The organism is Pantoea sp. F_5 (assembly GCF_008631595.1).
GTDB classification, from domain to species: Bacteria; Pseudomonadota; Gammaproteobacteria; order Enterobacterales; family Enterobacteriaceae; genus Pantoea; species Pantoea gossypiicola.
The window spans coordinates 1-19,515 of record NZ_VWUO01000003.1 but is presented as its reverse complement, the minus strand read 5'-3'; the positions used below and the strand labels follow the sequence as shown (position 1 = coordinate 19,515).

Here is a 19,515-nt window from a genome sequence, read left to right as displayed (position 1 = left end):
ATTGCTTAAAAAAGGATTCTACCATCTGATCCTATGGTTTTCAGCACTTTTAGCATACGATTGCGCGCTTTTTTGTCTGAGTTTTGCTCACTACAACATGTTGGGGATAACGGCGCGAAGAGGCACAATTTAGCCGGTGTGAAACCCGATTCAGAGGTTGCCGTGCAGGCTGAGCATGCAGTAAATCACCATGCCTGCAACCACCAGCCCGCCACCAAAGCGATGCAGCAGGCGATCGGGTAAGCGGGTCATCGTCAGGATCATGCGTCGCCAGGCGCGTGGCATAAACATCGGTCCCAACCCTTCCAGCACTAATACCAGCGCCAGTGCCATCCAGATGCTTGTTTTCATTCTCAATCCTGAAAAAAAAAAGGCCGACAACATTGTCGGCCCACAGGTTATATCAGTTCTTAACGTGTCGCGTTAGAGGGCGCCTTCATATATCGGAAGAAGTCGCTATCCGGGCTTAACACCATGACATCCTGATTTTCATTAAAGCTGTTTTCATAGGCACGCAGGCTACGAATAAAGGCGTAGAAGTCAGGATCTTTGCTGAACGAATCTGCAAACAACCGTGCCGTTTCCGCATCACCGTCACCGCGCGTGATCAGGGCTTCACGCTGGGCTTCAGCCAGAGTACGCGTCACCTGGTAATCGGCCTGAGCACGCAGTTTTTCTGCCTCTTCCTGACCCTGTGAACGCTGACTACGCGCTACGGCTTCACGCTCAGCACGCATACGGTTGAAGATTGCATCGGAAACTTCGGTCGGCAGGTTGATCTGCTTGATGCGCACATCCACAACCTGAATACCCAGCGCTGCCATGCTGTTTGGATTCGGTGCTGGCTCGCTGCTGTTGGTTTCACGCTCTACACGGGCTGCTGCGCTGGCAATTGCATCATCAGCCGCAGGTGTGGCGATTTCATCGTCACTGCCCGCAGAACCGGTATTCAGCGCGTCACGGACATCGGTGGTCAGGCGACCACGGGAGTCTGTGACGATATCTTTCACATCAAGGCGACCCATTTCAGAACGCAAACGGTCACTGAACTTACGTTTCAGCAGCACTTCCGCCTGAGAGACATCCCCGCCACCGGTAGCCAGGTAGTAGCGACTGAAATCGCTGATACGCCATTTGATGTAGGAGTCCACGATCAGATCTTTCTTCTCTTTGGTAACAAAGCGATCGGCCTGGTTATCCATCGTCTGAATTCGCGCATCCAGCGTTTTAACCGTTTCCAGGAATGGGATCTTAAAATGCAGACCCGGCTCAAACACCTGGGGTTTGTTTTCGCCGTCGCGCAGGACTTTACCGAAGCGCAGAACAATGCCTCGCTGCCCTTCCTGCACCACAAACAGCGACGCATAGAGCGCCACCAGCACGACAATGATTAAAAATACTATTGGCTTACGCATCGATTACTCTCTCCCTTCGCGCTGGCTGTCGCTGCGCTGAGCATTCGCCCGACGCTGATCCATGATATTGTCCGGACTGTATGACGACGTGTCATTGCGGCTGGCGTTGCGATCGGAGATGGCTGGCAGCGAAGAACTGTTACCGCCTTTCTGACCATTCTGGCCTGGTGCAGCCTGACCGCCACGCATCAGTTGATCCAGCGGCAGCATCATCAGGTTGTTACCGCGATCGTTAACCAGTACTTTGCGGGTATGGCTCAGCACGCGTTCCATGGTCTCGATATAGAGACGCTCTTTGGTGATTTCAGGCGCGGCTTTATACTCCGGCAGAATCTTGGCGAAACGCGCCACTTCACCCTGCGCTTCCAGAACGGTACGCTCTTTGTAAGCGCGCGCCTCTTCCAGAATACGTTGCGCCTGGCCATTAGCACGAGGCTGAACTTCGTTGGCGTAAGCTTCTGCTTCACGAACATACTGTTCGCGGTTTTCACGTGCGGCAATCGCATCATCAAACGCAGACTTCACCTCTTCCGGCGGACGGGCAGCCTGGAAGTTGACGTCCAGCACGGCGATCCCCATGTTGTAAGGGCGAATTGTTTCATCGATTTCACGCTGGGTGTCGCTACGCACCACGGTACGGCCTTCGGTCAGAATGCGGTCCATGGTAGAACGACCAATCACGCCGCGCAGCGCACTGTCAGTGGCCTGACGCAGGCTGTCATCCGCGCTGGTCACTGCATAAAGATAACGTTCCGGATCGGTCACGCGATACTGCACGTTCATTTCCACGCGTACGACGTTTTCATCTGAGGTCAGCATCACGCCAGAAGCCGCCAGTTCACGCACTGCTTCAACGTTAACCGCGCGTACCTGATCAACAAATGTCGGTTTCCAGTTCAGGCCGGGTTCAACCAGGTGACTGAACTTACCGAAGCGCGTTACCACGCCACGTTCCGCTTCTTTGATGGTGTAGAAACCGCTTGCAGCCCAGATGACTACAGCAGCAACAGCCACGATGCCAACGATTTTGCCACCGCTGCCGGAGCCGCGCTGACCGTTATCGCTCTGTTTGCCACCGCCCAGTCCACCAAGCTTCTTGCTCAGCTTACGGAAGATATCATCCAGATCAGGAGGCCCGGATTCCCGTCCTCCCTTATTTCCCCCAGAGTTGCCGCCTTGATTATTGCTGCTTCCCCACGGGTCGCGGTCCTGTCCGTTATTTCCGGGCTGATTCCACGCCATGTCTCTACTCCATTTATTGTAATTACGGTTTTTACCCTTCATCTTTCGGATTGCAGCGGTACTGGCTGCCTGCGTTCACCCCGGTCACTCATCTGCGCAAGCGCCCGGGGATTCACTCAGTTGCCGCCTTGCTGAAATCCGAAATACCCGGGTAAATCCTGCGTATTCAGGCCTGCAACGAAAGTGCGACAATCTTCAATTTTAAAGGTAAATGCGTTTGGGCAATATCAAACAATGTAACTGGTCAGCGACGGTTCCTGCTTACATAAACGCATCCACTCAATAATGGGCATACGTATCTGCAATCCTACACTGCCGTCTTCTTCATTCCACTCTTTCTCAATCGCCTGCAACTGATAGAAACGGCTGCGAAGTCGCCCCGCCTCCGGTGGCAGACGTAACGCGTGCTGGGCAATTTCCCCTGACAGGCGCTCGGAAAGAGCCTGCCACAGCAACGGAATGCCTGCACCGGTCTGGGCGGAAAGCCAGACGCGGATGGGCAGGTTCTCTTCGTTGCGATCGATACGCGGTTCGAAGCCGTCCAGCATATCGATTTTATTCATGACCAGTAAGGTCGGAATTTCGTCCGCTTCAATCTCTTCCAGTACGGTATCGACGGCGGCGATATTTTCCGTAACGCGAAGATCGGCACCATCAATCACGTGCAGTAACAGCGTCGCCTGACGTGTCTCCTGCAGCGTGGCTTTAAATGCGGCAACCAGATCGTGAGGAAGATGGCGAATAAAGCCGACCGTGTCCGCCAGAACCACGTCTCCGACATCGGCAACATTCAGACGGCGCAGTGTGGGGTCAAGTGTCGCAAACAGCTGGTCTGCGGCAAAGACGTTGGCAGAGGTCATGGCGTTAAAGAGGGTCGATTTGCCGGCGTTGGTGTAACCCACCAGAGAAACAGTTGGCACATCCGCTTTAGCACGAGACTGTCGCCCCTGCTCACGCTGTTTTTCAACCCGCTCAAGACGAGACAGGATCTGACTGATACGTCCGCGCAGCAGACGGCGGTCGGTTTCTAACTGTGTTTCACCCGGGCCACGCAAGCCGATCCCGCCTTTCTGACGTTCAAGATGCGTCCAGCCACGTACCAGACGTGTCGCAAGATGACGCAGCTGCGCCAGCTCAACCTGCAATTTACCTTCGTGGGTACGTGCGCGTTGGGCAAAAATATCCAGAATCAGACCGGTGCGATCAATGACACGACATTCGCACAGGCGCTCGAGGTTTCTTTCCTGAGCGGGCGTAAGGGCATGATCGAATAATACGACCGATGCTCCAGTTGTTTTTACCGCATCGGCAATTTCAACGGCTTTTCCTTCACCGACAAAATACTTGGGGTGTGGCGCTTTACGGCTGCCAGTGACCACTTGCAGCGCCTCAACGCCAGCAGAAGAGACCAGGGTTTCAAACTCCTGTAAATCTTCTACTTCTTTGTCTTGGGAGAACCAGATGTGTACCAGTACGGCCTGCTCACCGGCATCATAACGGTCAAACAAGCTATAACCTCGCTAAATAAAAGACCAGGACGGAAAACCTCTGTTCTCCGTTCCTGGCTGTACGGCGACGCGTTATTCTGCGTTATCACCGTCTTGTTGTGGCTGTGGCTGCGCAGATGTGTTGCTGCCACCATGATGGTAATTGTTGCTGCCGCCACCGGTATTATTGCTATGGTGAGAAACCGGGCGCGAAGGAACAACGGTAGAAATGGCGTGCTTATAAACCATCTGGCTTACCGTGTTTTTCAACAAAATGACGAACTGATCAAATGACTCAATCTGACCCTGCAGCTTAATACCGTTAACCAGATAAATCGAAACCGGAACACGTTCACGACGCAGTGCGTTCAAAAACGGGTCTTGTAATGATTGCCCCTTAGCCATTCTATCTTTTCCTTATATGCTTGTTGTTTGTTGCTAGTAGAACCTATGGTTCTGAAAAAAACTGCGTAAAAATTTGCGCACGATAACCCATCAATTGTACACAATCACCCATGCTTCGCACTAAGAACCTGTAAGACTGTATCACGCGCCAGCCGGGGCTCGTCACTGTCAAGCCAGTGAACATTTTCCCAACCGCGTAACCAGGTCATCTGTCGCTTAGCAAGCTGCCGGGTTGCGCAAATTCCCCGATAAACCATCTCGCTGTAATCGATTTCGCCCGACAAATAAGACCACATCTGACGATAACCAACACAACGAATGGAAGGCATGTCCGTATGCAAATCACCTCGTGCAAACAGGGCCCGAGACTCCGCTTCAAATCCTGACGCCAACATCTGCTCAAAACGCAACGCGATGCGCTGGTGCAGCAATTCGCGGCTCGCGGGGGCGATGGCAAACTGTTGCACGTCGTAGGGTAACGCTTCACCGGATGTTTTTGTCAGTTCCGTTAAAGTTTTACCCGAAATAAAAAAAACTTCCAGTGCTCGCGAAAGTCTCTGCGGATCATTCGGATGAATACGACTACCGGCAACCGGGTCGATTTCACACAGCTGGCGGTGTAAAGCTTCCCAGCCTTTTTCACGCGCCGTTTGCTCTATCCGCTGACGAACGTCGGGATCGGCCGAGGGCAACGGCGACAATCCTTCAAGTAACGCCTTGAAGTAGAGCATGGTTCCACCAACAAGCAACGGTATTCGTCCGGCTTCAACGATATCCGCCATTTCTGCTAAAGCATCCCGCCGGAACTCCGCTGCCGAATAGGCTTCTGCGGGGTCGCGGATGTCGAGCAGACGATGGGGTGCCACTGCTAACTCCTCAGCCGACGGTTTCGCCGTGCCAATATCCATCTGACGATAGATTAAGGCAGAATCTACGCTGATTAGTTCCACTGGTAACTGCTTACGCAATTCAATTGCTAAAGCCGTTTTGCCAGACGCCGTGGGTCCCATCAAAAAAATAGCCTTTGGCCGGCCAGCCTGGTTTAGTTCACTCATGCTTCAACGCGTTGACTGCGCTCTCAATCTCTATGGGCTGTAATAAGCCTGAAGGCGGCGATTTCAGCAGCTGAGGACAAAGCCGTTCAAGTTCTGCCAGCAGGTTAATCGCCTGTGAGTGATTCCAGTCAGAGGACTCTGTTTCATGACGCCGCGCCAGCCACTGGGCCAGTTGCGTCGCAGAGTTCTCCTGCTGCCGGGCGAGATAGCCTAACAGCTCAGGAATCAAGATTTGTAAATTTTGTGTTCGTAACGGTAAAGGCACCGCGCGCAACGTCACGTGGTCTCCTTCGGGCTGAAGTTCAATGCCCATCTGATTGAGCAGGCTACTGTTTTCTTTTGCCGCCCGTCGTTCTTCCTGAGCGATTTTCAGGCGCACCGGGATTAGCAGTGGCTGCGGTTTAAGTCCCTCTTCGCCCGGTTCAAGCTGCGCCTGTTTCAGCCAGCGGGCCGCTACCGGCAACGCCATCAGCATTAATGTCTGATCCCGCTCCAGCAGTGCAAAGTGATTGTGCAACACGGTCAGTACACGGCCAAAACTCTGAGCATGCGCAGCCAGTGGCGAAGGTTTTTCGGCCTGACGCACTGCCGGCTCGCGGGCTTTTGGCGGTGATGACGTGCTGACAGGTGTTTTCAGCAACTGCTGATAAACCGCACCTTCACGCTGACGATACCCATTCTCTTTGTTCTGCCATGCCGGTGCAGGCTGCGTTTCGCGCCCGGATGCGGCTGATTTCCTCTCGCTGGCAGACGGCGCAGGCTGCGCAAAATGATTACCGCCTGCTGCCTGACGGTTTTCCGGCTGCCAGCGCGGTGCGGGCTCTTCTGCGTGGATCGCAGGTAAGGCCGGTGCCGCCGTCGCCTGTAATGCGCTGACCACCCCCTGATAGATAAAATCGTGTACCAGGCGTGACTGATGAAAGCGTACTTCATGCTTGGCCGGATGGACGTTGACATCAACCTGATGCGGGTCAATCTCCAGGTAGAGCACATAAGCGGGCTGCTGATCATCCTGCAGCTGAGTCTGGAACGCCTGGCGGATAGCGTGGTTAATCAGCTTATCGCGCATCATCCGGCCATTCACATAGCAATACTGCAGATCGGTGACCTGGCGCGAACCGGCGGGGTCGGCAACCCAGCCGCGCAGCGAGAGATCGTCATGCTGCCAGTCGATGCGCAGCGCATGCTGCATAAACGGGGTGCCGCAGATAGAAGCCAGCCGCCGTTCGCGCTGACTCTCCTCGCTGACGGCCCGATACTGACGCATCATTTTACCGTTGTGGCTCAGCGACAGTGCCACGTCGAAACGCGCCAGGGCAATACGGCGTATTACCTCGTCGATATGACCGAACTCGGTTTTCTCGGTCCGCATAAATTTGCGGCGTGCCGGCGTGTTATAAAACAGGTCCAGCACTTCCAAAGTAGTACCGCAGGGATGCGCCGCCGGTTTAACCGTTACCGCCATATCACGCCCTTCTGCATAGGCCTGCCAGGCTTCAGTTTGATCGGCGGTGCGTGAGGTGAGTGTCAGGCGGGAGACAGAACTGATACTGGCCAGCGCTTCACCGCGAAAACCCAGGCTCATGATCGCTTCCAGGTCATCCAGTGAGGCTATTTTACTGGTAGCGTGTCGGGCGAGCGCCATCGACAGCTCGCTTTTCACGATTCCGCAGCCGTTGTCACGAATGCGAATCAGCTTTGCGCCGCCCTTTTCAATATCAACGTCAATGCGCGTCGCGCCGGCATCCAGGCTATTCTCCACCAGCTCTTTAACCACGGAGGCAGGACGCTCAACCACTTCACCCGCCGCAATCTGGTTAGCCAGCTGGGGTGGTAAAATTTGAATCGGCATGATTTTCCTTTTAGCTGGCAGCCCGGCACCTTGGCCGGGCAAACAATCAGGATGCAGGAATTTTCAGGTTCTGCCCCAACATGACGTTGGTCGACTTCAGATTATTGGTCTGCATTATCGCTTTCGGACTGACGCCGTAGTGTGCGGCAATGCCGGTTAATGAATCGCCCACCACAACTTTGTGACGCACAACGCCGCGTGGCGTAGCGCGCGTGGTGCGACTGGCGACTGCACTGGCCGGCACTTTCAGCCGCTGTCCGACCCACACCACATCCCGCTTCAGGGTGTTCATCTCACGCAGGGTGTCCATGCTGACACCATACTTCGCGGCAATACCGGAAAGCGTCTCACCGCGCGTTACCGTATGGCGCTGCGTTGCACCGGTATATTGCGTCACCCCGGTCGCCGGGTTGCTGGCGACGCTAACCGCTGGCGACGAGCCCAGCGGCCGGTTTTCCTCCTTTGGGATGGATTGCAGCGGGTGCGCCAGGAAATAAGTGCGCAGACCCTTATAGATCGACTGCGCAATCTTATCCTGGTGTGCGCTACTGCCTAGCAGTCGCTCCTCCGAGGAATTACTGATAAAGCCGGTTTCCACCAGCAAAGAAGGAATATCGGGTGAACGCAGCACGCCCAGACTGGCATGCTCAGGCAGACGTTTATGCAGTGAGGTTACGCTACGCATCTGCTGCAAGACTTTCTGTGCGATGTCATAACCGACGCGCTGCGAATGGCCGAACTGCAGGTCAAGTACTGCCTGACTGAGGTAGGGATCGGCCTGACTGTTAGCCAGCAGGTCACCCGCGCCGCCCAGCAGCTCAGACTGTTTTTCTTTCTGCTCCAGCCAGTTTGCCATCTCGTTGTTGGCGCGACGATTGGACAGGACCCAGACCGAGGCACCGGTCGCCGCATGGCTTGGCGCGGCGTCAGCGTGAATAGAGACCAGCACGTTGGCATTCGCTTTACGCGCCACGTCGGAACGTCCCATGACCGAGATAAAATAGTCGCCATCGCGCGTCAGGACGCCTTTGAACATCGGATCGTTGTTGAGTAACACCCGCAGTTTGCGGGCAATGGCGATAGTGACGTTTTTCTCTTTCAGTCCGCGCTGCCCGATTGCGCCGGGATCCTGGCCGCCATGTCCGGCATCAATTGCCACAATCACCGTGTCATTCTGGCTGACGGCAGTGCCGGGACGTACGGAACTCGCGGTGCTGGTCACGGACGTCACCGGATTTGAATTGAACGGGTTAGCCGCTGCGGCACTCTGCGTAGGTACGCGCGTCGGTGCTGTGACGGGCGCAGGCACACTGCGCGTGACAGCGGGCGACTTGCCGGTAATCGTGAAGACCACGCTGTAGCTGTTACCATTGCGTTGGGTGACTGCTCGGGTTTTACCCGCCTGCGTCAGCTCAAACACCAGCCGTACGCTCTGTTTGTCTTTTGGGGTGCTGGTCCGAATTCGCTTTACGATGTTTTCGCCACTGAAATTCAGCGGCAGTCCCTGAACTACACCACTCTGGCGCACATCCAGTACCACACGATTCGGGTTGTGCAGAGAGAAAAAGGCATAGACCGGCTGTCCGGCAAAGTTCAGCGTAATGGTAGCCTGATTATCGCCATTGGCCACTTTGATATCGGACAGCGTGGCGGCAAACAGGGGCGTACAGACCAGCAGCATCAGTGATACCAGTGCTATTTTCATCCGTGACATCATGCCTGATCCCTGCCCTGACCAACGTGTTCAAGCCATTGCTGGCCGGACGCGGATTGTGCTGTCAGTTCCGCTTCACGCGCCTCACCCACATAACGCAGCGTTAAGGTGAGATCGGGCTGCGGTAGAAAACCGGCACCCTGCTGCGGCCATTCCACCAGACAGATGGCATCACCACTGAAGTAGTCGCGGATGCCCATAAACTCAAGCTCTTCGGGGTCGGCAAGGCGATAGAGGTCGAAGTGGTAGAGCGTACGGCCATCCAGCGTGTAAGGTTCAACGAGGGTGTAAGTAGGACTTTTGACATTGCCCCGATGGCCCAGCGCCTGCAGAAAGCCGCGGCTGAAGGTGGTTTTACCCGCCCCCAGATCGCCATAGAGATAAATCACTGCCGCGCTGCCACAGGCGCGCGCCAGCTGAGCGCCCAAACTGAGCGTAGCCGCCTCATCGGGCAAAGAAATAACACAGGTCTTCATGCTTCTTTATTCATCTCAGGATTAACAAACTGCCACAGCAGATCCAGTAAATCAGTGGCCAGCATACCGCGCGTACCGCGTTCTGCCGCAACCGCATCGGCCGCTGCACCATGTGCAACGCAGCCCGCGCAGGCTGCATCGAACAGCGTCAGTTTCTGACCCACCAGCGAGGCGATAATTCCACTGAGGAGATCGCCCATACCGCCGGACGCCATACCAGCATTGCCCACATCCGCAAAGGCCATTTCGCCCTGCTCGCTGGCAATCAGCGTGCCAGCACCTTTCAGTACCACTACGCCACCATAACGCTGCGCCAATGTCTGGGCTGCATGTAAGCGGTCACTCTCAATTTCACTGGTCTCGATATTCAGCAAACGCGCCGCTTCGCCAGGATGCGGCGTAATAATGCGATTCTGACGTTTCTCAGCACTGATTGCCAGCAGGTTAAGTGCATCTGCGTCCCAAAGCATCGGCTTTTCACTGCCTGCTACCCGCTTCAGTGCCTGCTTTCCCCATTCGCGCTGACCCAGACCGGGTCCAATCGCGATGACATCAGCCCACTCCAGCGCCTCCGTCAGGCGTTCATCCGTAAGTTCATCGACCATAATTTCAGGCCGTGCGGTCAGAATCGGAATAACATTATCTTTGTGAGTGAGTACTCGCACCAACCCACTGCCGCTGCGTAACGCAGCTTCTGCCGTCATTCGAACTGCGCCAGCGGTACCCGCATCACCTCCAACGACCAGCAGCCGGCCATGACTACCCTTGTGCGAGGTCGGTTTACGTGGCTTAAGCCAGCGGGTTAATGCGCTGGCATCATAACGGGCGATGGGTGCCTCTTCTCCGGCCAGAAAAGCAGCCAGACCAAGATCGGCATACCAGAGCTTTCCGATGTAGTCTCGCGCCTTGCCGGTGATCTGGCCCGGTTTCAGTGCGACCATACTCAGCGTATGACTGGCATTCATCACCTCGCCGGGTGCGGTGCCGTTGCGCGCGGATAGGCCAGAAGGCATATCAATGGCGACTATCGGTGCCGCATGGGCGTTTGCCCGCTGAATCAGCGTGGCATAAGGTTCTTCGGGCGCACGATTGCTGCCGGTTCCCAGCAGGGCATCGACAATCACATCAATCTGATCTGGCCAGGTCGCATCGGCCGCATGGATTTCCCCGCCCGCATCCAGCCATGCGTCCCGCGCGCGCTGTGCCTCTTCCGGCAGCGCTTTTTCACTTTCGCACGCCAGCACCGTAATGGTTTTCCCCGCCGCCTGGCCCAGTCGCGCCAGCACGTAGCCATCACCGCCGTTATTGCCGTGACCGCACAGGATAAGCCAGTGGCTGGCTTCGGGCCAGTGCGCTGTCAGATGCTCGTAAGCTGCCTGCCCGGCTCGCTGCATCAGCTCATACAGAGTAATCCCGAGCGCATCGGCTCCCTGTTGCTCAAGCTGCGCCACAGCCTGCGCAGGCCAGACAGAATATGGTAAACTGCGGCTGTTTTTCTTCGAATCCTGGTCACTCATGTCATACCCTCTCGATCTTCATGAACTCGCACAACAGATTAAACAGTGGGGATTGGATCTCGGCTTTCAGCAGGTCGGCATTACCGATACCGATCTCAGTGCAGAAGAGCCGCGCCTGCAGGAATGGCTGGATAAGCAGTATCATGGTGAGATGGCCTGGATGGCGCGACACGGCATGATGCGGGCGCGTCCTCATGAGTTGCTGCCCGGCACGCTGCGCGTCATCAGCGTTCGTATGAACTACCTTCCGGCCAAAGCTGCCTTCGCCAGCACGCTGAAAAATCCCCAACTAGGCTATGTCAGCCGTTATGCACTCGGTCGTGATTACCACAAAGTATTGCGCAATCGACTGAAAAAGCTTGGAGAAATGATCCAGCAGCACTGTGGCGAGCTGAATTTCCGGCCGTTTGTGGATTCGGCACCGCTGCTTGAGCGCCCGCTGGCGGCCAAAGCCGGACTCGGCTGGACCGGCAAACATTCGCTGATACTGAATCGGGAAGCCGGCTCGTGGTTTTTCCTCGGCGAGCTGCTGATCGATATTCCGCTACCCGTGGACACCCCGCAGCCGGAGCAGTGTGGCCGCTGCGTTGCCTGCATGACCATCTGCCCCACCAGCGCTATCGTTGAGCCTTACGTCGTGGATGCCCGGCGCTGTATTTCCTACCTCACCATTGAGCTGGAAGGGGCTATCCCGGAAGAATTTCGTCCCCTGATGGGCAACCGGATTTATGGCTGCGATGACTGCCAGCTGATCTGTCCGTGGAATCGCTATGGACAACTCAGTGACGAAAGCGACTTTTCACCGCGCGCGGCGTTACATGCACCGGAGCTACTCGATTTGTTTCAGTGGGATGAAGCGAAATTTTTAAGCATCACGGAAGGCTCAGCAATTCGCCGTATTGGCCATTTACGCTGGCTCCGCAATATTGCCGTGGCGCTGGGTAATGCGCCCTGGTCAGCGGACATTGTGCCAGTACTGGAACAGCGGCTCGGAGAGAGTGAACTGCTGGATGAACATATTCTGTGGGCGGTCGCCTGTCAGCAGCAGAAACGCCAGCAACTCGTCGTGGACGTGCAGCCTGCTCAGCAGAAACGGCTGGTTCGTGCAGTTGAGAAGGGTTTACCGCGTGATGCATGATTGAACAGCGAGCCGCTGAATATCGTTTTCCACATGCTGTGAATAAAAATAAAAAGCTGTTGTCATTCAACTGCAACAACGCTGATTTCACTGTGGAATAACAAATTGAAATATCTTCATAAACTTAAATATCAACAACTTATAAAAAATTTGTGTTTATTTAATAATGAGACTACCGCTGCGGTTAAATCACAAGGCTGTGGATAACTCTGTTCAGAACACATTTACAGATCGCCCTGACAGGCATGAAAGATGGGGGTGGTGCTGTGGATAACTTCAGAAGACAACTAAAATCACCCGACCAAAAACAGCCGTATAACGAACTGAAACAGGGGGTGATGTAAAATCTGGAGCGGGAAACGAGACTCGAACTCGCGACCCCGACCTTGGCAAGGTCGTGCTCTACCAACTGAGCTATTCCCGCATAGAAGGGTACTGCTTTATAAAACTGGAGCGGGAAACGAGACTCGAACTCGCGACCCCGACCTTGGCAAGGTCGTGCTCTACCAACTGAGCTATTCCCGCAAAGAGGTTACTGCTTACACTTTAAATCTGGAGCGGGAAACGAGACTCGAACTCGCGACCCCGACCTTGGCAAGGTCGTGCTCTACCAACTGAGCTATTCCCGCGCCTTGTACCGAAACTAAATTCTTCACCGGTACGGGGTGCGCATTATACGAGAAATCGTTGCTGCTGCAAGCGTCTGAAAGCAAAATTTTTCGCTTTCAGCGCGTTTGCTGATTAAATCAGCAACCTGGTGGTTTCATGCGCACCCGTCGTCGATTAAAGCTGCAAAAAGTGTTCGCGGTAGTAAGCCAGCTCCGCCACCGACTCGCGGATATCATCCAGCGCCTGGTGCGTACCGCCTTTTTTAAAGCCAGGCAGGATTTCCGGTTTCCAGCGGCGAGCCAGCTCTTTCAGGGTACTGACATCCAGATAGCGATAGTGGAAATACGCTTCCAGCTCAGGCATATACTTAAACAGGAAGCGGCGATCCTGCCCGATGCTGTTGCCACAGATTGGCGACGTGTTAGCCGGGACCCACTGTTTCAGGAATTCAATGGTCGCCAGTTCGGCTGCGCGATCGTCAATCTGACTTTCCTTCACTCGCGCAACCAGACCGCTGTTGGTGTGGGTGCGGACATTCCATTCATCCATTAGCGCCAGCTGCGCATCGGACTGATGGACGGCCATGACCGGCCCTTCCGCCAGAATGTTCAGGTTGGCGTCAGTCACCAGGGTTGCAATCTCAATAATACGATCGTGCGTCGGATCAAGTCCGGTCATCTCAAGATCAATCCAGATCAGATTCTGTTCATTTCCAGTAGCCATGCTGTTTCCTGCGGTTGCTGTAGTCGTCATTCACGATGAATAAGGTGTATCATAGACGTTTTGCCCAGCCGGGCGAAATCTGGCTAACGCTGTGAGGGTGAGTGAGTAAAAATAAACTGTCGAAGGGCCAACAACGTCGCGTAAGCGCTAACCACGATCGCCGTCTCAACCAGCGCAGAGAGCGTCCGGAAGCGGATGATAACCTGTTTGGTGAAGCTGCAGACGGGGTCGTTGTGAGTCGTTTTGGCATGCATGCTGATGTTGAGGATAGCGCAGGCGTCGCCCACCGTTGCAACATCCGCCGTACTATTCGTTCGTTGGTTACGGGCGACCGTGTGCTGTGGCGTCCGGCTACCAGCGGCGGCAAAGGCATTGTTGAAGCGGTGCATGAACGCACCAGCGTATTAACCCGCCCCGATTTTTACGACGGCGTGAAGCCGATGGCGGCGAATATCGATCAAATCATCATCGTCTCTGCGATCCTGCCGGAACTGTCGCTAAACATCATTGATCGCTATCTGGTTGCCAGCGAAACGCTGGACATCGAACCCTTACTGGTCCTGAACAAGACCGATCTGCTGGATGACGAGGCGCGCGTCTTTGTTGATCAGCAGATGGCTATCTATCGCGATATTGGCTATCGCGTGGTGATGGTCTCCAGCCGGGCGAAAAACGGTCTGGACGATCTGAAAGCGGCCTTGACCGACCGCGTGAGTATCTTTGCTGGTCAGTCTGGCGTCGGCAAATCGAGCCTGCTGAATGCCCTGCTCGGCTTTGACAAAGATGAGCAGGTCGCGATTCTGACCAACGAAGTGTCAGACGGTTCAGGCCTGGGCCAGCACACCACTACCGCATCCCGCCTGTATCACTTCCCGCACGGCGGTGATGTGATTGATTCACCCGGTGTGCGTGAGTTCGGTTTGTGGCATCTGGAACCAGAACAGGTTACGCGCGGCTTTGTCGAATTCCGCCCCTTCCTGGGCTATTGCAAATTCCGTGACTGTAAACATGGCAGCGATCCCGGCTGTGCGATTCGTGAAGCGGTCGAACAGGGAAAAATCCACATCTCCCGTTTCGATAACTACCACCGTATCCTGGAGAGCATGGCGCAGGTAAAAACGCGTAAAAATTTCCCTGATGGTGAAAGTTAATCGGTATAACCGCGTCTGAAGGGATAAGCTGCTGCATTTTGCGAGGTGGATTCCGATCACGCGTACGGACCGTGCAGCGTGCCGGAAATCAGGTATAGTCGCCATCTGAACAGGGCACTGCTACAATCCGCCCCCTTTTTACCATGTCCTGAAATAGCCAGGAGGCTAAGGTGTTTGATCGTTTAAAACTCGGCTTGAATCATATTCTCCCGAAGAAATGGCTGACTGAACTTGCCGGTTGGGGCGCCAGTCGCCGCGGTGGTTGGTTGACCAAACTGGTCATTGACATCTTTGTCTGGTTTTACAAAGTCGACATGGCGGAGGCGCGCAAGCCCGATACCGCCAGTTATCGCACGTTTAATGACTTTTTCGTTCGTCCGCTGAAAGACGATGCGCGTCCGGTGGATGCTGATGCCAGCCTGATCGCCCTGCCCGCAGATGGTGCTATCAGCCAGCTCGGCCATATTCATGGCGATCAGATTTTCCAGGCTAAAGGTCATCATTACACCATCGATGCTCTGCTGGCGGGAGATGAGCGGATGGCCGCTCAATTTGTGGAGGGTGAGTTCGTCACCACCTATCTGGCACCGCGCGATTATCACCGCGTCCACATGCCATGCAACGGTATCCTGCGTGAGATGATTTATGTGCCTGGCGATCTCTATTCAGTCAACCCGCTGACCGCGCGTAATATTCCCAACCTGTTTGCCCGTAACGAGCGCGTCATCTGCTATTTCGAAACGGATATCGGACCGATGGTGCAGATTCTGGTGGGTGCGACGATTGTCGGCAGCATTGAAACCGTCTGGGCGGGCACCATCACCCCACCGCGTGAAGGTGTGATCAAACGCTGGCACTATCCGGCAGCGGATGATGAAGGGGCGGTAGTACTGCTGAAAGGACAGGAAATGGGACGCTTTAAACTCGGTTCGACGGTTATCAACCTGTTTGCGCCTGGTCGCGTCAAACTGGCTGAAAGTCTGGAAGCAGAAAGCAAAACCCGTCTGGGTCAACCGCTGGCGATCGCGCTGCCGGTAGCGACAGACATTTCCGACGTCATCGTCGACTAAATTGAGTGTCCTCTGTGCGTTCGATTCTCCTCCTGCTGCTGAGCCTGTGGCTCAGCAGCCCGGCCTTCGCGGCCAGCCTTCCTGATGCCAGCCAGCTCAAACAGCAGCTGGAAGAGATAAAATCGGCTAAAAGTTCTCCATCCCAGGCGGAACAGATCCAGACGATTGAAGCTGCCTTAAACTTCCTCTCTGAACGCGATGACTCGCTGGAGCGCGCGGCGCAATATCAGCAGGTGATTGATGACTTTCCGCGTCTGGCGCGCGAACTGCGTCAGCAGATTGCCGCACTAAGCGACAGCGGAAAAACCGTACGCAGCAACATGAGCAGCGCCGAGCTGGATCAGGAGATTCTGCAGGTCAGCAGCCAGTTGCTGGAAGAGGGTCGTCAGGCTCGCCAGGAGCAGGATCGGGCGCGGGAAATCAGCGATTCGTTGTCGCAACTGCCGCAGCAGCAGACTGAAGCGCGCCGGGCGATGACGGAGAGTGAACGCCGGCTGCAGGGCGTCAGCACCAGTTCACCACAGGGCCAGCTGCAACTGGCCGCTCGCCAGGCGGAAAGCGCCGCAAATAAAGCGCTCGTTGATGAACTTGAGCTGGCCCAGCTCTCCGCCAATAACCGTCAGGAACTGGCGCGGATGCGGGCTGAAGTTCACCAGCGTAAAGCGACGCAGCTTGATAACTATCTGCAGGCACTGCGCAACCAGCTCAATGATCAGCGGCAACGTGAAGCGGAAGTCGCTCTCGCCCGCACCGAGCAACTGGCGGAAAACAGCGGCGATCTGCCGCCGGCGATCAGCGATCAGTTTCGGGTTAACCGCGAACTCTCTGTTGCGCTGAATCAGCAGGCGCAGCGTATGGATCTGGTGGCATCGCAGCAGCGGCTGGCCACCAACCAGATTATTCAGGTCCGTCAGGCGCTCTCTACGTTGAGAGAACAGTCGCAGTGGCTGGGCGCGTCTAATCTGCTGGGCGAAGCGCTTCGGGCGCAGGTCGCACGTCTGCCAGAGATGCCTAAGTCACAGCAGATTGATAATGAGATGGCACAGCTTCGCGTACAGCGTCTCTATTATGAAGATCTGCTGGAGCGTCAGGAGACGCTGAGTAAAGGACGGCAGGCCGATGGCCAGCCCTTCACCGCAGAACAGAAGCGTATTCTTGATGCGCAGCTACGCACCCAGCGTGAACTGCTCAACTCCCTGATCTCCGGCTGTGACACCCTGATTCTGGAGATCACCAAGCTCAAAGTCGGCAACACCCAGCTGCAGGATGCGCTGACAGAAGTCAAAGACGCGACGCACCGCTATCTGTTCTGGACCGCTGACGTCAGTCCGATCGGTCTGAGTTATCCGCTGGATCTGGCTAAAGATCTTTCCCGTCTGCTATCGCTGGATACGCTGGGTCAGCTTGGCAAAGCGATGGCGATGATGTTTACCAGCCGCAATTCGGTGCTGCCGATTATTGGTGCCCTGCTGCTGGTGGGTTTCAGCATCAGTTCGCGCCGCCACTTCAATGCGTTTCTTGAACGTTCCGCCAGCAAAGTCGGCAAGGTCACCCAGGATCGTTTCCGCCTGACCATTCGTACCGTGTTCTGGTCGATTCTGGTAGCGCTGCCGCTGCCGGTATTGTGGGGTGCGCTGGGTTATGGCCTGCAGAACGCCTGGCCCTACCCTATCGCCGTGGCGATTGGCGATGGCATTACCGCCACGCTGCCGCTGCTGTGGGCATTTATGATCAGCGCCGCCTTTGCCCGTCCGAATGGCCTGTTCATTGTGCATTTCCGCTGGCCGCAGAACCGGGTAGCGCGCGCCATGCGCTACTACTCACTGAGCATCGGCCTGATTGTGCCGCTGATTATGCTGCTGATCGCCTTTGGCAATCTGGAAGATCGGCAGTTTTCCTCGTCGCTGGGTCGCCTCTGTTTCATCCTGATCTGCGGAGCAATCAGCATTGTTACGGTCAGCCTGAAACGCTCCGGTATTCCGCTCTATCTCGATAAAGAGGGGAATGGCGAGAATATGGTGAACCGGATGCTGTGGAACCTGATGATCGCCATGCCGCTGATGGCTGCCCTCGCCTCCGCCGTGGGGTATCTGGCGACCGCGCAGGCGCTGCTGGCGCGACTGGAAACCTCAGTCGCCATCTGGTTCCTGCTGCTGGTTATCTATCACATTATCCGGCGCTGGATGCTGATTCAGCGTCGCCGTCTTGGTTTTGACCGCGCCCGTCAGCGCCGTGCCGATATGCTGGCTAACCGGGCGCGTAGTGAAGAAGAGAAAGAGCAAAGCGCGCTGAATACCGACGCGATTGAAATCGAAGAGCCGGTGATTGATCTGGATGCGATCAGTGCGCAGTCGCTGCGGCTGGTACGTTCTATCCTGACGCTGATTGCCCTGGTCTCGGTGATCGTGCTGTGGTCAGAAATTCACTCGGCCTTCGGCTTCCTGGAGAATATTCAGCTGTGGGATGTCAGTACGTCCGTACAGGGCGTGGAGTCGATTCAGCCAATCACCCTGGGTTCAGTACTGATTGCTATTCTGGTGTTTATCATCACCACTCAGCTGGTGCGCAATATGCCCGCGCTGCTTGAACTGGCACTGTTGCAGCATCTTAATCTGACGCCGGGTACCGGTTACGCCATAACCACACTGACCAAATATCTGCTGCTGCTGATTGGCGGGCTGATTGGTTTCTCCATGATTGGTATTGAATGGTCGAAACTGCAGTGGCTGGTTGCTGCGCTGGGTGTGGGACTGGGATTTGGCTTGCAGGAGATTTTTGCCAACTTTATCTCTGGCCTGATTATCCTGTTCGAAAAGCCGATTCGTATTGGTGATACCGTGACGATCCGCGACCTGACCGGCAGTATTACCCGGATTAACACCCGTGCGACCACCATTACCGACTGGGACCGCAAAGAGATCATCGTGCCAAACAAGGCCTTTATTACCGAGCAGTTTATTAACTGGTCGCTGTCCGATTCCGTAACGCGTGTGGTGCTCACCATCCCGGCCCCGGCCAAAGTCAGCAGTGAACAGGTAACCACCATTCTGGTACAGGCGGCCGAGCGCTGCAGTTATGTGCTTGATACGCCACCGCCGGAGGCGTTCCTCGTCGATCTGCAGCAGGGGATTCAGTTATTTGAGGTCAGGGTACATGCCGCAGAGATGGGACACCGTATGCCGCTGCGTCATGAGCTGCACCAGCTGATTCTGCTGGGATTTGAGCAACACGGTATCGAGATGCCGTTCCCGCCGTTCCAGATGCGCATGGAAACGCTGGGCAAGAAGCTGCCTGCCAGCAACGGTGCGCCCGCAGCCCGCGCCTATAAATCTGGCGGCCTGTAGTAAAAATCCGCCTTCATAGAAGGCGGCTTTGTTTTCCGCCCCATGGGGGCGTACTAAGTTCGGACTCTTAGAGCCCTCTCTTTACACCTCATGAAGCGACAGTTGTTTATCTTCAACTTCATGCTTCTCTTGATATTTTACATATTTACGGATCATTTCAGCATTCACGCCCACTGTATCCACGCAGTACCCTTTGGCCCAAAAGTGATTGCCCCATAACTTGTGCTTACGCAGGTAGGGGAACTTGTTGAACAGCCTGATTGCTGTTCTTCCTTTCAGATGGCCCATGACTTCTGACACTGATAACTTCGGTGGGA

The 19,515-nt window shown here is 55.3% G+C and carries 16 protein-coding genes and 3 tRNA genes; 4 read left to right on the top strand and 15 right to left on the bottom strand.

Going from position 1 to position 19,515, the window contains the following annotated elements; translation table 11 throughout:
* Positions 1-150: 150 nt before the first annotated feature.
* From F3I44_RS04765 to nnr, 10 genes are all read right to left on the bottom strand, one after another.
* Positions 151-351 carry a DUF2065 domain-containing protein gene (locus F3I44_RS04765; protein WP_010256126.1) on the bottom strand — a complete coding sequence of 67 codons (201 nt, stop codon included), beginning with the start codon at positions 349-351 and terminating at the stop codon, positions 151-153.
* Positions 352-410: 59 nt separating this feature from the next.
* On the bottom strand, positions 411-1,415 hold the full coding sequence (hflC, locus tag F3I44_RS04760; protein WP_013359179.1) for a protease modulator HflC: 1,005 nt from the start codon (positions 1,413-1,415) through the stop codon (positions 411-413).
* A 3-nt stretch (positions 1,416-1,418) separates the two neighbouring features.
* Positions 1,419-2,657, bottom strand: coding sequence for an FtsH protease activity modulator HflK (gene hflK / locus F3I44_RS04755; protein ID WP_150013609.1), 1,239 nt, complete (start codon positions 2,655-2,657; stop codon positions 1,419-1,421).
* A 227-nt stretch (positions 2,658-2,884) separates the two neighbouring features.
* A complete protein-coding gene (gene hflX / locus F3I44_RS04750) occupies positions 2,885-4,165 on the bottom strand; it encodes a ribosome rescue GTPase HflX (RefSeq protein WP_150013611.1) in 1,281 nt (426 codons plus the stop codon).
* A gap of 72 nt (positions 4,166-4,237) precedes the next feature.
* Positions 4,238-4,549, bottom strand: coding sequence for an RNA chaperone Hfq (hfq, locus tag F3I44_RS04745; RefSeq protein WP_009087468.1), 312 nt, complete (start codon positions 4,547-4,549; stop codon positions 4,238-4,240).
* 104 nt (positions 4,550-4,653) lie between these two features.
* A complete protein-coding gene (miaA, locus tag F3I44_RS04740; protein WP_013359182.1) occupies positions 4,654-5,604 on the bottom strand; it encodes a tRNA (adenosine(37)-N6)-dimethylallyltransferase MiaA in 951 nt (316 codons plus the stop codon).
* Positions 5,597-7,456, bottom strand: coding sequence for a DNA mismatch repair endonuclease MutL (gene mutL / locus F3I44_RS04735; RefSeq protein ID WP_150013613.1), 1,860 nt, complete (start codon positions 7,454-7,456; stop codon positions 5,597-5,599). The genes miaA and mutL overlap by 8 nt, the downstream gene beginning before the upstream one ends.
* 46 nt (positions 7,457-7,502) lie before the next feature.
* The gene (gene amiB, locus F3I44_RS04730; protein ID WP_150013615.1) at positions 7,503-9,173 is read right to left on the bottom strand and encodes an N-acetylmuramoyl-L-alanine amidase AmiB; all 1,671 of its coding nucleotides are present in this window, start codon (positions 9,171-9,173) and stop codon (positions 7,503-7,505) included.
* Positions 9,170-9,646 carry a tRNA (adenosine(37)-N6)-threonylcarbamoyltransferase complex ATPase subunit type 1 TsaE gene (gene tsaE, locus F3I44_RS04725; RefSeq protein WP_150013617.1) on the bottom strand — a complete coding sequence of 159 codons (477 nt, stop codon included), beginning with the start codon at positions 9,644-9,646 and terminating at the stop codon, positions 9,170-9,172. Before tsaE ends, amiB begins: the two co-directional genes overlap by 4 nt.
* A complete protein-coding gene (nnr, locus tag F3I44_RS04720; protein WP_150019318.1) occupies positions 9,643-11,163 on the bottom strand; it encodes a bifunctional ADP-dependent NAD(P)H-hydrate dehydratase/NAD(P)H-hydrate epimerase in 1,521 nt (506 codons plus the stop codon). Before nnr ends, tsaE begins: the two co-directional genes overlap by 4 nt.
* On the opposite strand from nnr, the gene queG reads away from it, so the two are divergent.
* Positions 11,162-12,301, top strand: coding sequence for a tRNA epoxyqueuosine(34) reductase QueG (gene queG, locus F3I44_RS04715; RefSeq protein WP_150013621.1), 1,140 nt, complete (start codon positions 11,162-11,164; stop codon positions 12,299-12,301). The two genes, nnr and queG, sit on opposite strands and share 2 nt — an antisense overlap.
* Positions 12,302-12,649: 348 nt before the next feature.
* Here queG and F3I44_RS04710 read toward each other — a convergent pair.
* The 4 genes from F3I44_RS04710 to orn all read right to left on the bottom strand — a co-directional run bounded on the left by F3I44_RS04710 (position 12,650) and on the right by orn (position 13,633).
* Positions 12,650-12,725, bottom strand: a tRNA-Gly gene (locus tag F3I44_RS04710).
* Positions 12,726-12,750: 25 nt separating this feature from the next.
* Positions 12,751-12,826 (bottom strand) — tRNA-Gly (locus tag F3I44_RS04705).
* Positions 12,827-12,854: 28 nt separating this feature from the next.
* A tRNA-Gly gene (locus tag F3I44_RS04700) sits at positions 12,855-12,930 on the bottom strand.
* Positions 12,931-13,084: 154 nt separating this feature from the next.
* Entirely contained in the window at positions 13,085-13,633 is a 549-nt protein-coding gene (gene orn / locus F3I44_RS04695; protein WP_003855299.1) for an oligoribonuclease, read from the bottom strand.
* A gap of 101 nt (positions 13,634-13,734) precedes the next feature.
* Here orn and rsgA point away from each other — a divergent pair, with 101 nt between their 5' ends.
* From rsgA to mscM, 3 genes are all read left to right on the top strand, one after another.
* A complete protein-coding gene (gene rsgA / locus F3I44_RS04690) occupies positions 13,735-14,784 on the top strand; it encodes a small ribosomal subunit biogenesis GTPase RsgA (RefSeq protein WP_150013623.1) in 1,050 nt (349 codons plus the stop codon).
* 170 nt (positions 14,785-14,954) lie between these two features.
* Complete coding sequence (gene asd, locus F3I44_RS04685) at positions 14,955-15,854, top strand: archaetidylserine decarboxylase (RefSeq protein WP_013359189.1); 900 nt, start codon at positions 14,955-14,957, stop codon at positions 15,852-15,854.
* 14 nt (positions 15,855-15,868) lie between these two features.
* Positions 15,869-19,198: a miniconductance mechanosensitive channel MscM gene (gene mscM, locus F3I44_RS04680; RefSeq protein ID WP_150013625.1), complete on the top strand. Its 3,330-nt coding sequence runs from the start codon at positions 15,869-15,871 to the stop codon at positions 19,196-19,198.
* 81 nt (positions 19,199-19,279) lie between these two features.
* Here mscM and tnpA read toward each other — a convergent pair.
* Positions 19,280-19,515, bottom strand: a 236-nt coding sequence (tnpA, locus tag F3I44_RS04675; protein ID WP_150019317.1) for an IS200/IS605 family transposase, incomplete at its 5' end; no start/stop codon positions are given.

Bases quoted from the DNA above. Each gene is read 5' to 3' on its own strand.
- hflC (WP_013359179.1), bottom strand. From the start codon at position 1,415: ATGCGTAAGCCAATAGTATTTTTAATCATTGTCGTGCTGGTGGCGCTC.
- tsaE (WP_150013617.1), bottom strand. From the start codon at position 9,646: ATGAAGACCTGTGTTATTTCTTTGCCCGATGAGGCGGCTACGCTCAGT.
- orn (WP_003855299.1), bottom strand. From the start codon at position 13,633: ATGGCTACTGGAAATGAACAGAATCTGATCTGGATTGATCTTGAGATG.
- miaA (WP_013359182.1), bottom strand. From the start codon at position 5,604: ATGAGTGAACTAAACCAGGCTGGCCGGCCAAAGGCTATTTTTTTGATG.
- hflK (WP_150013609.1), bottom strand. From the start codon at position 2,657: ATGGCGTGGAATCAGCCCGGAAATAACGGACAGGACCGCGACCCGTGG.
- nnr (WP_150019318.1), bottom strand. From the start codon at position 11,163: ATGAGTGACCAGGATTCGAAGAAAAACAGCCGCAGTTTACCATATTCT.
- mutL (WP_150013613.1), bottom strand. From the start codon at position 7,456: ATGCCGATTCAAATTTTACCACCCCAGCTGGCTAACCAGATTGCGGCG.
- amiB (WP_150013615.1), bottom strand. From the start codon at position 9,173: ATGATGTCACGGATGAAAATAGCACTGGTATCACTGATGCTGCTGGTC.
- queG (WP_150013621.1), top strand. From the start codon at position 11,162: ATGTCATACCCTCTCGATCTTCATGAACTCGCACAACAGATTAAACAG.
- F3I44_RS04765 (WP_010256126.1), bottom strand. From the start codon at position 351: ATGAAAACAAGCATCTGGATGGCACTGGCGCTGGTATTAGTGCTGGAA.
- hfq (WP_009087468.1), bottom strand. From the start codon at position 4,549: ATGGCTAAGGGGCAATCATTACAAGACCCGTTTTTGAACGCACTGCGT.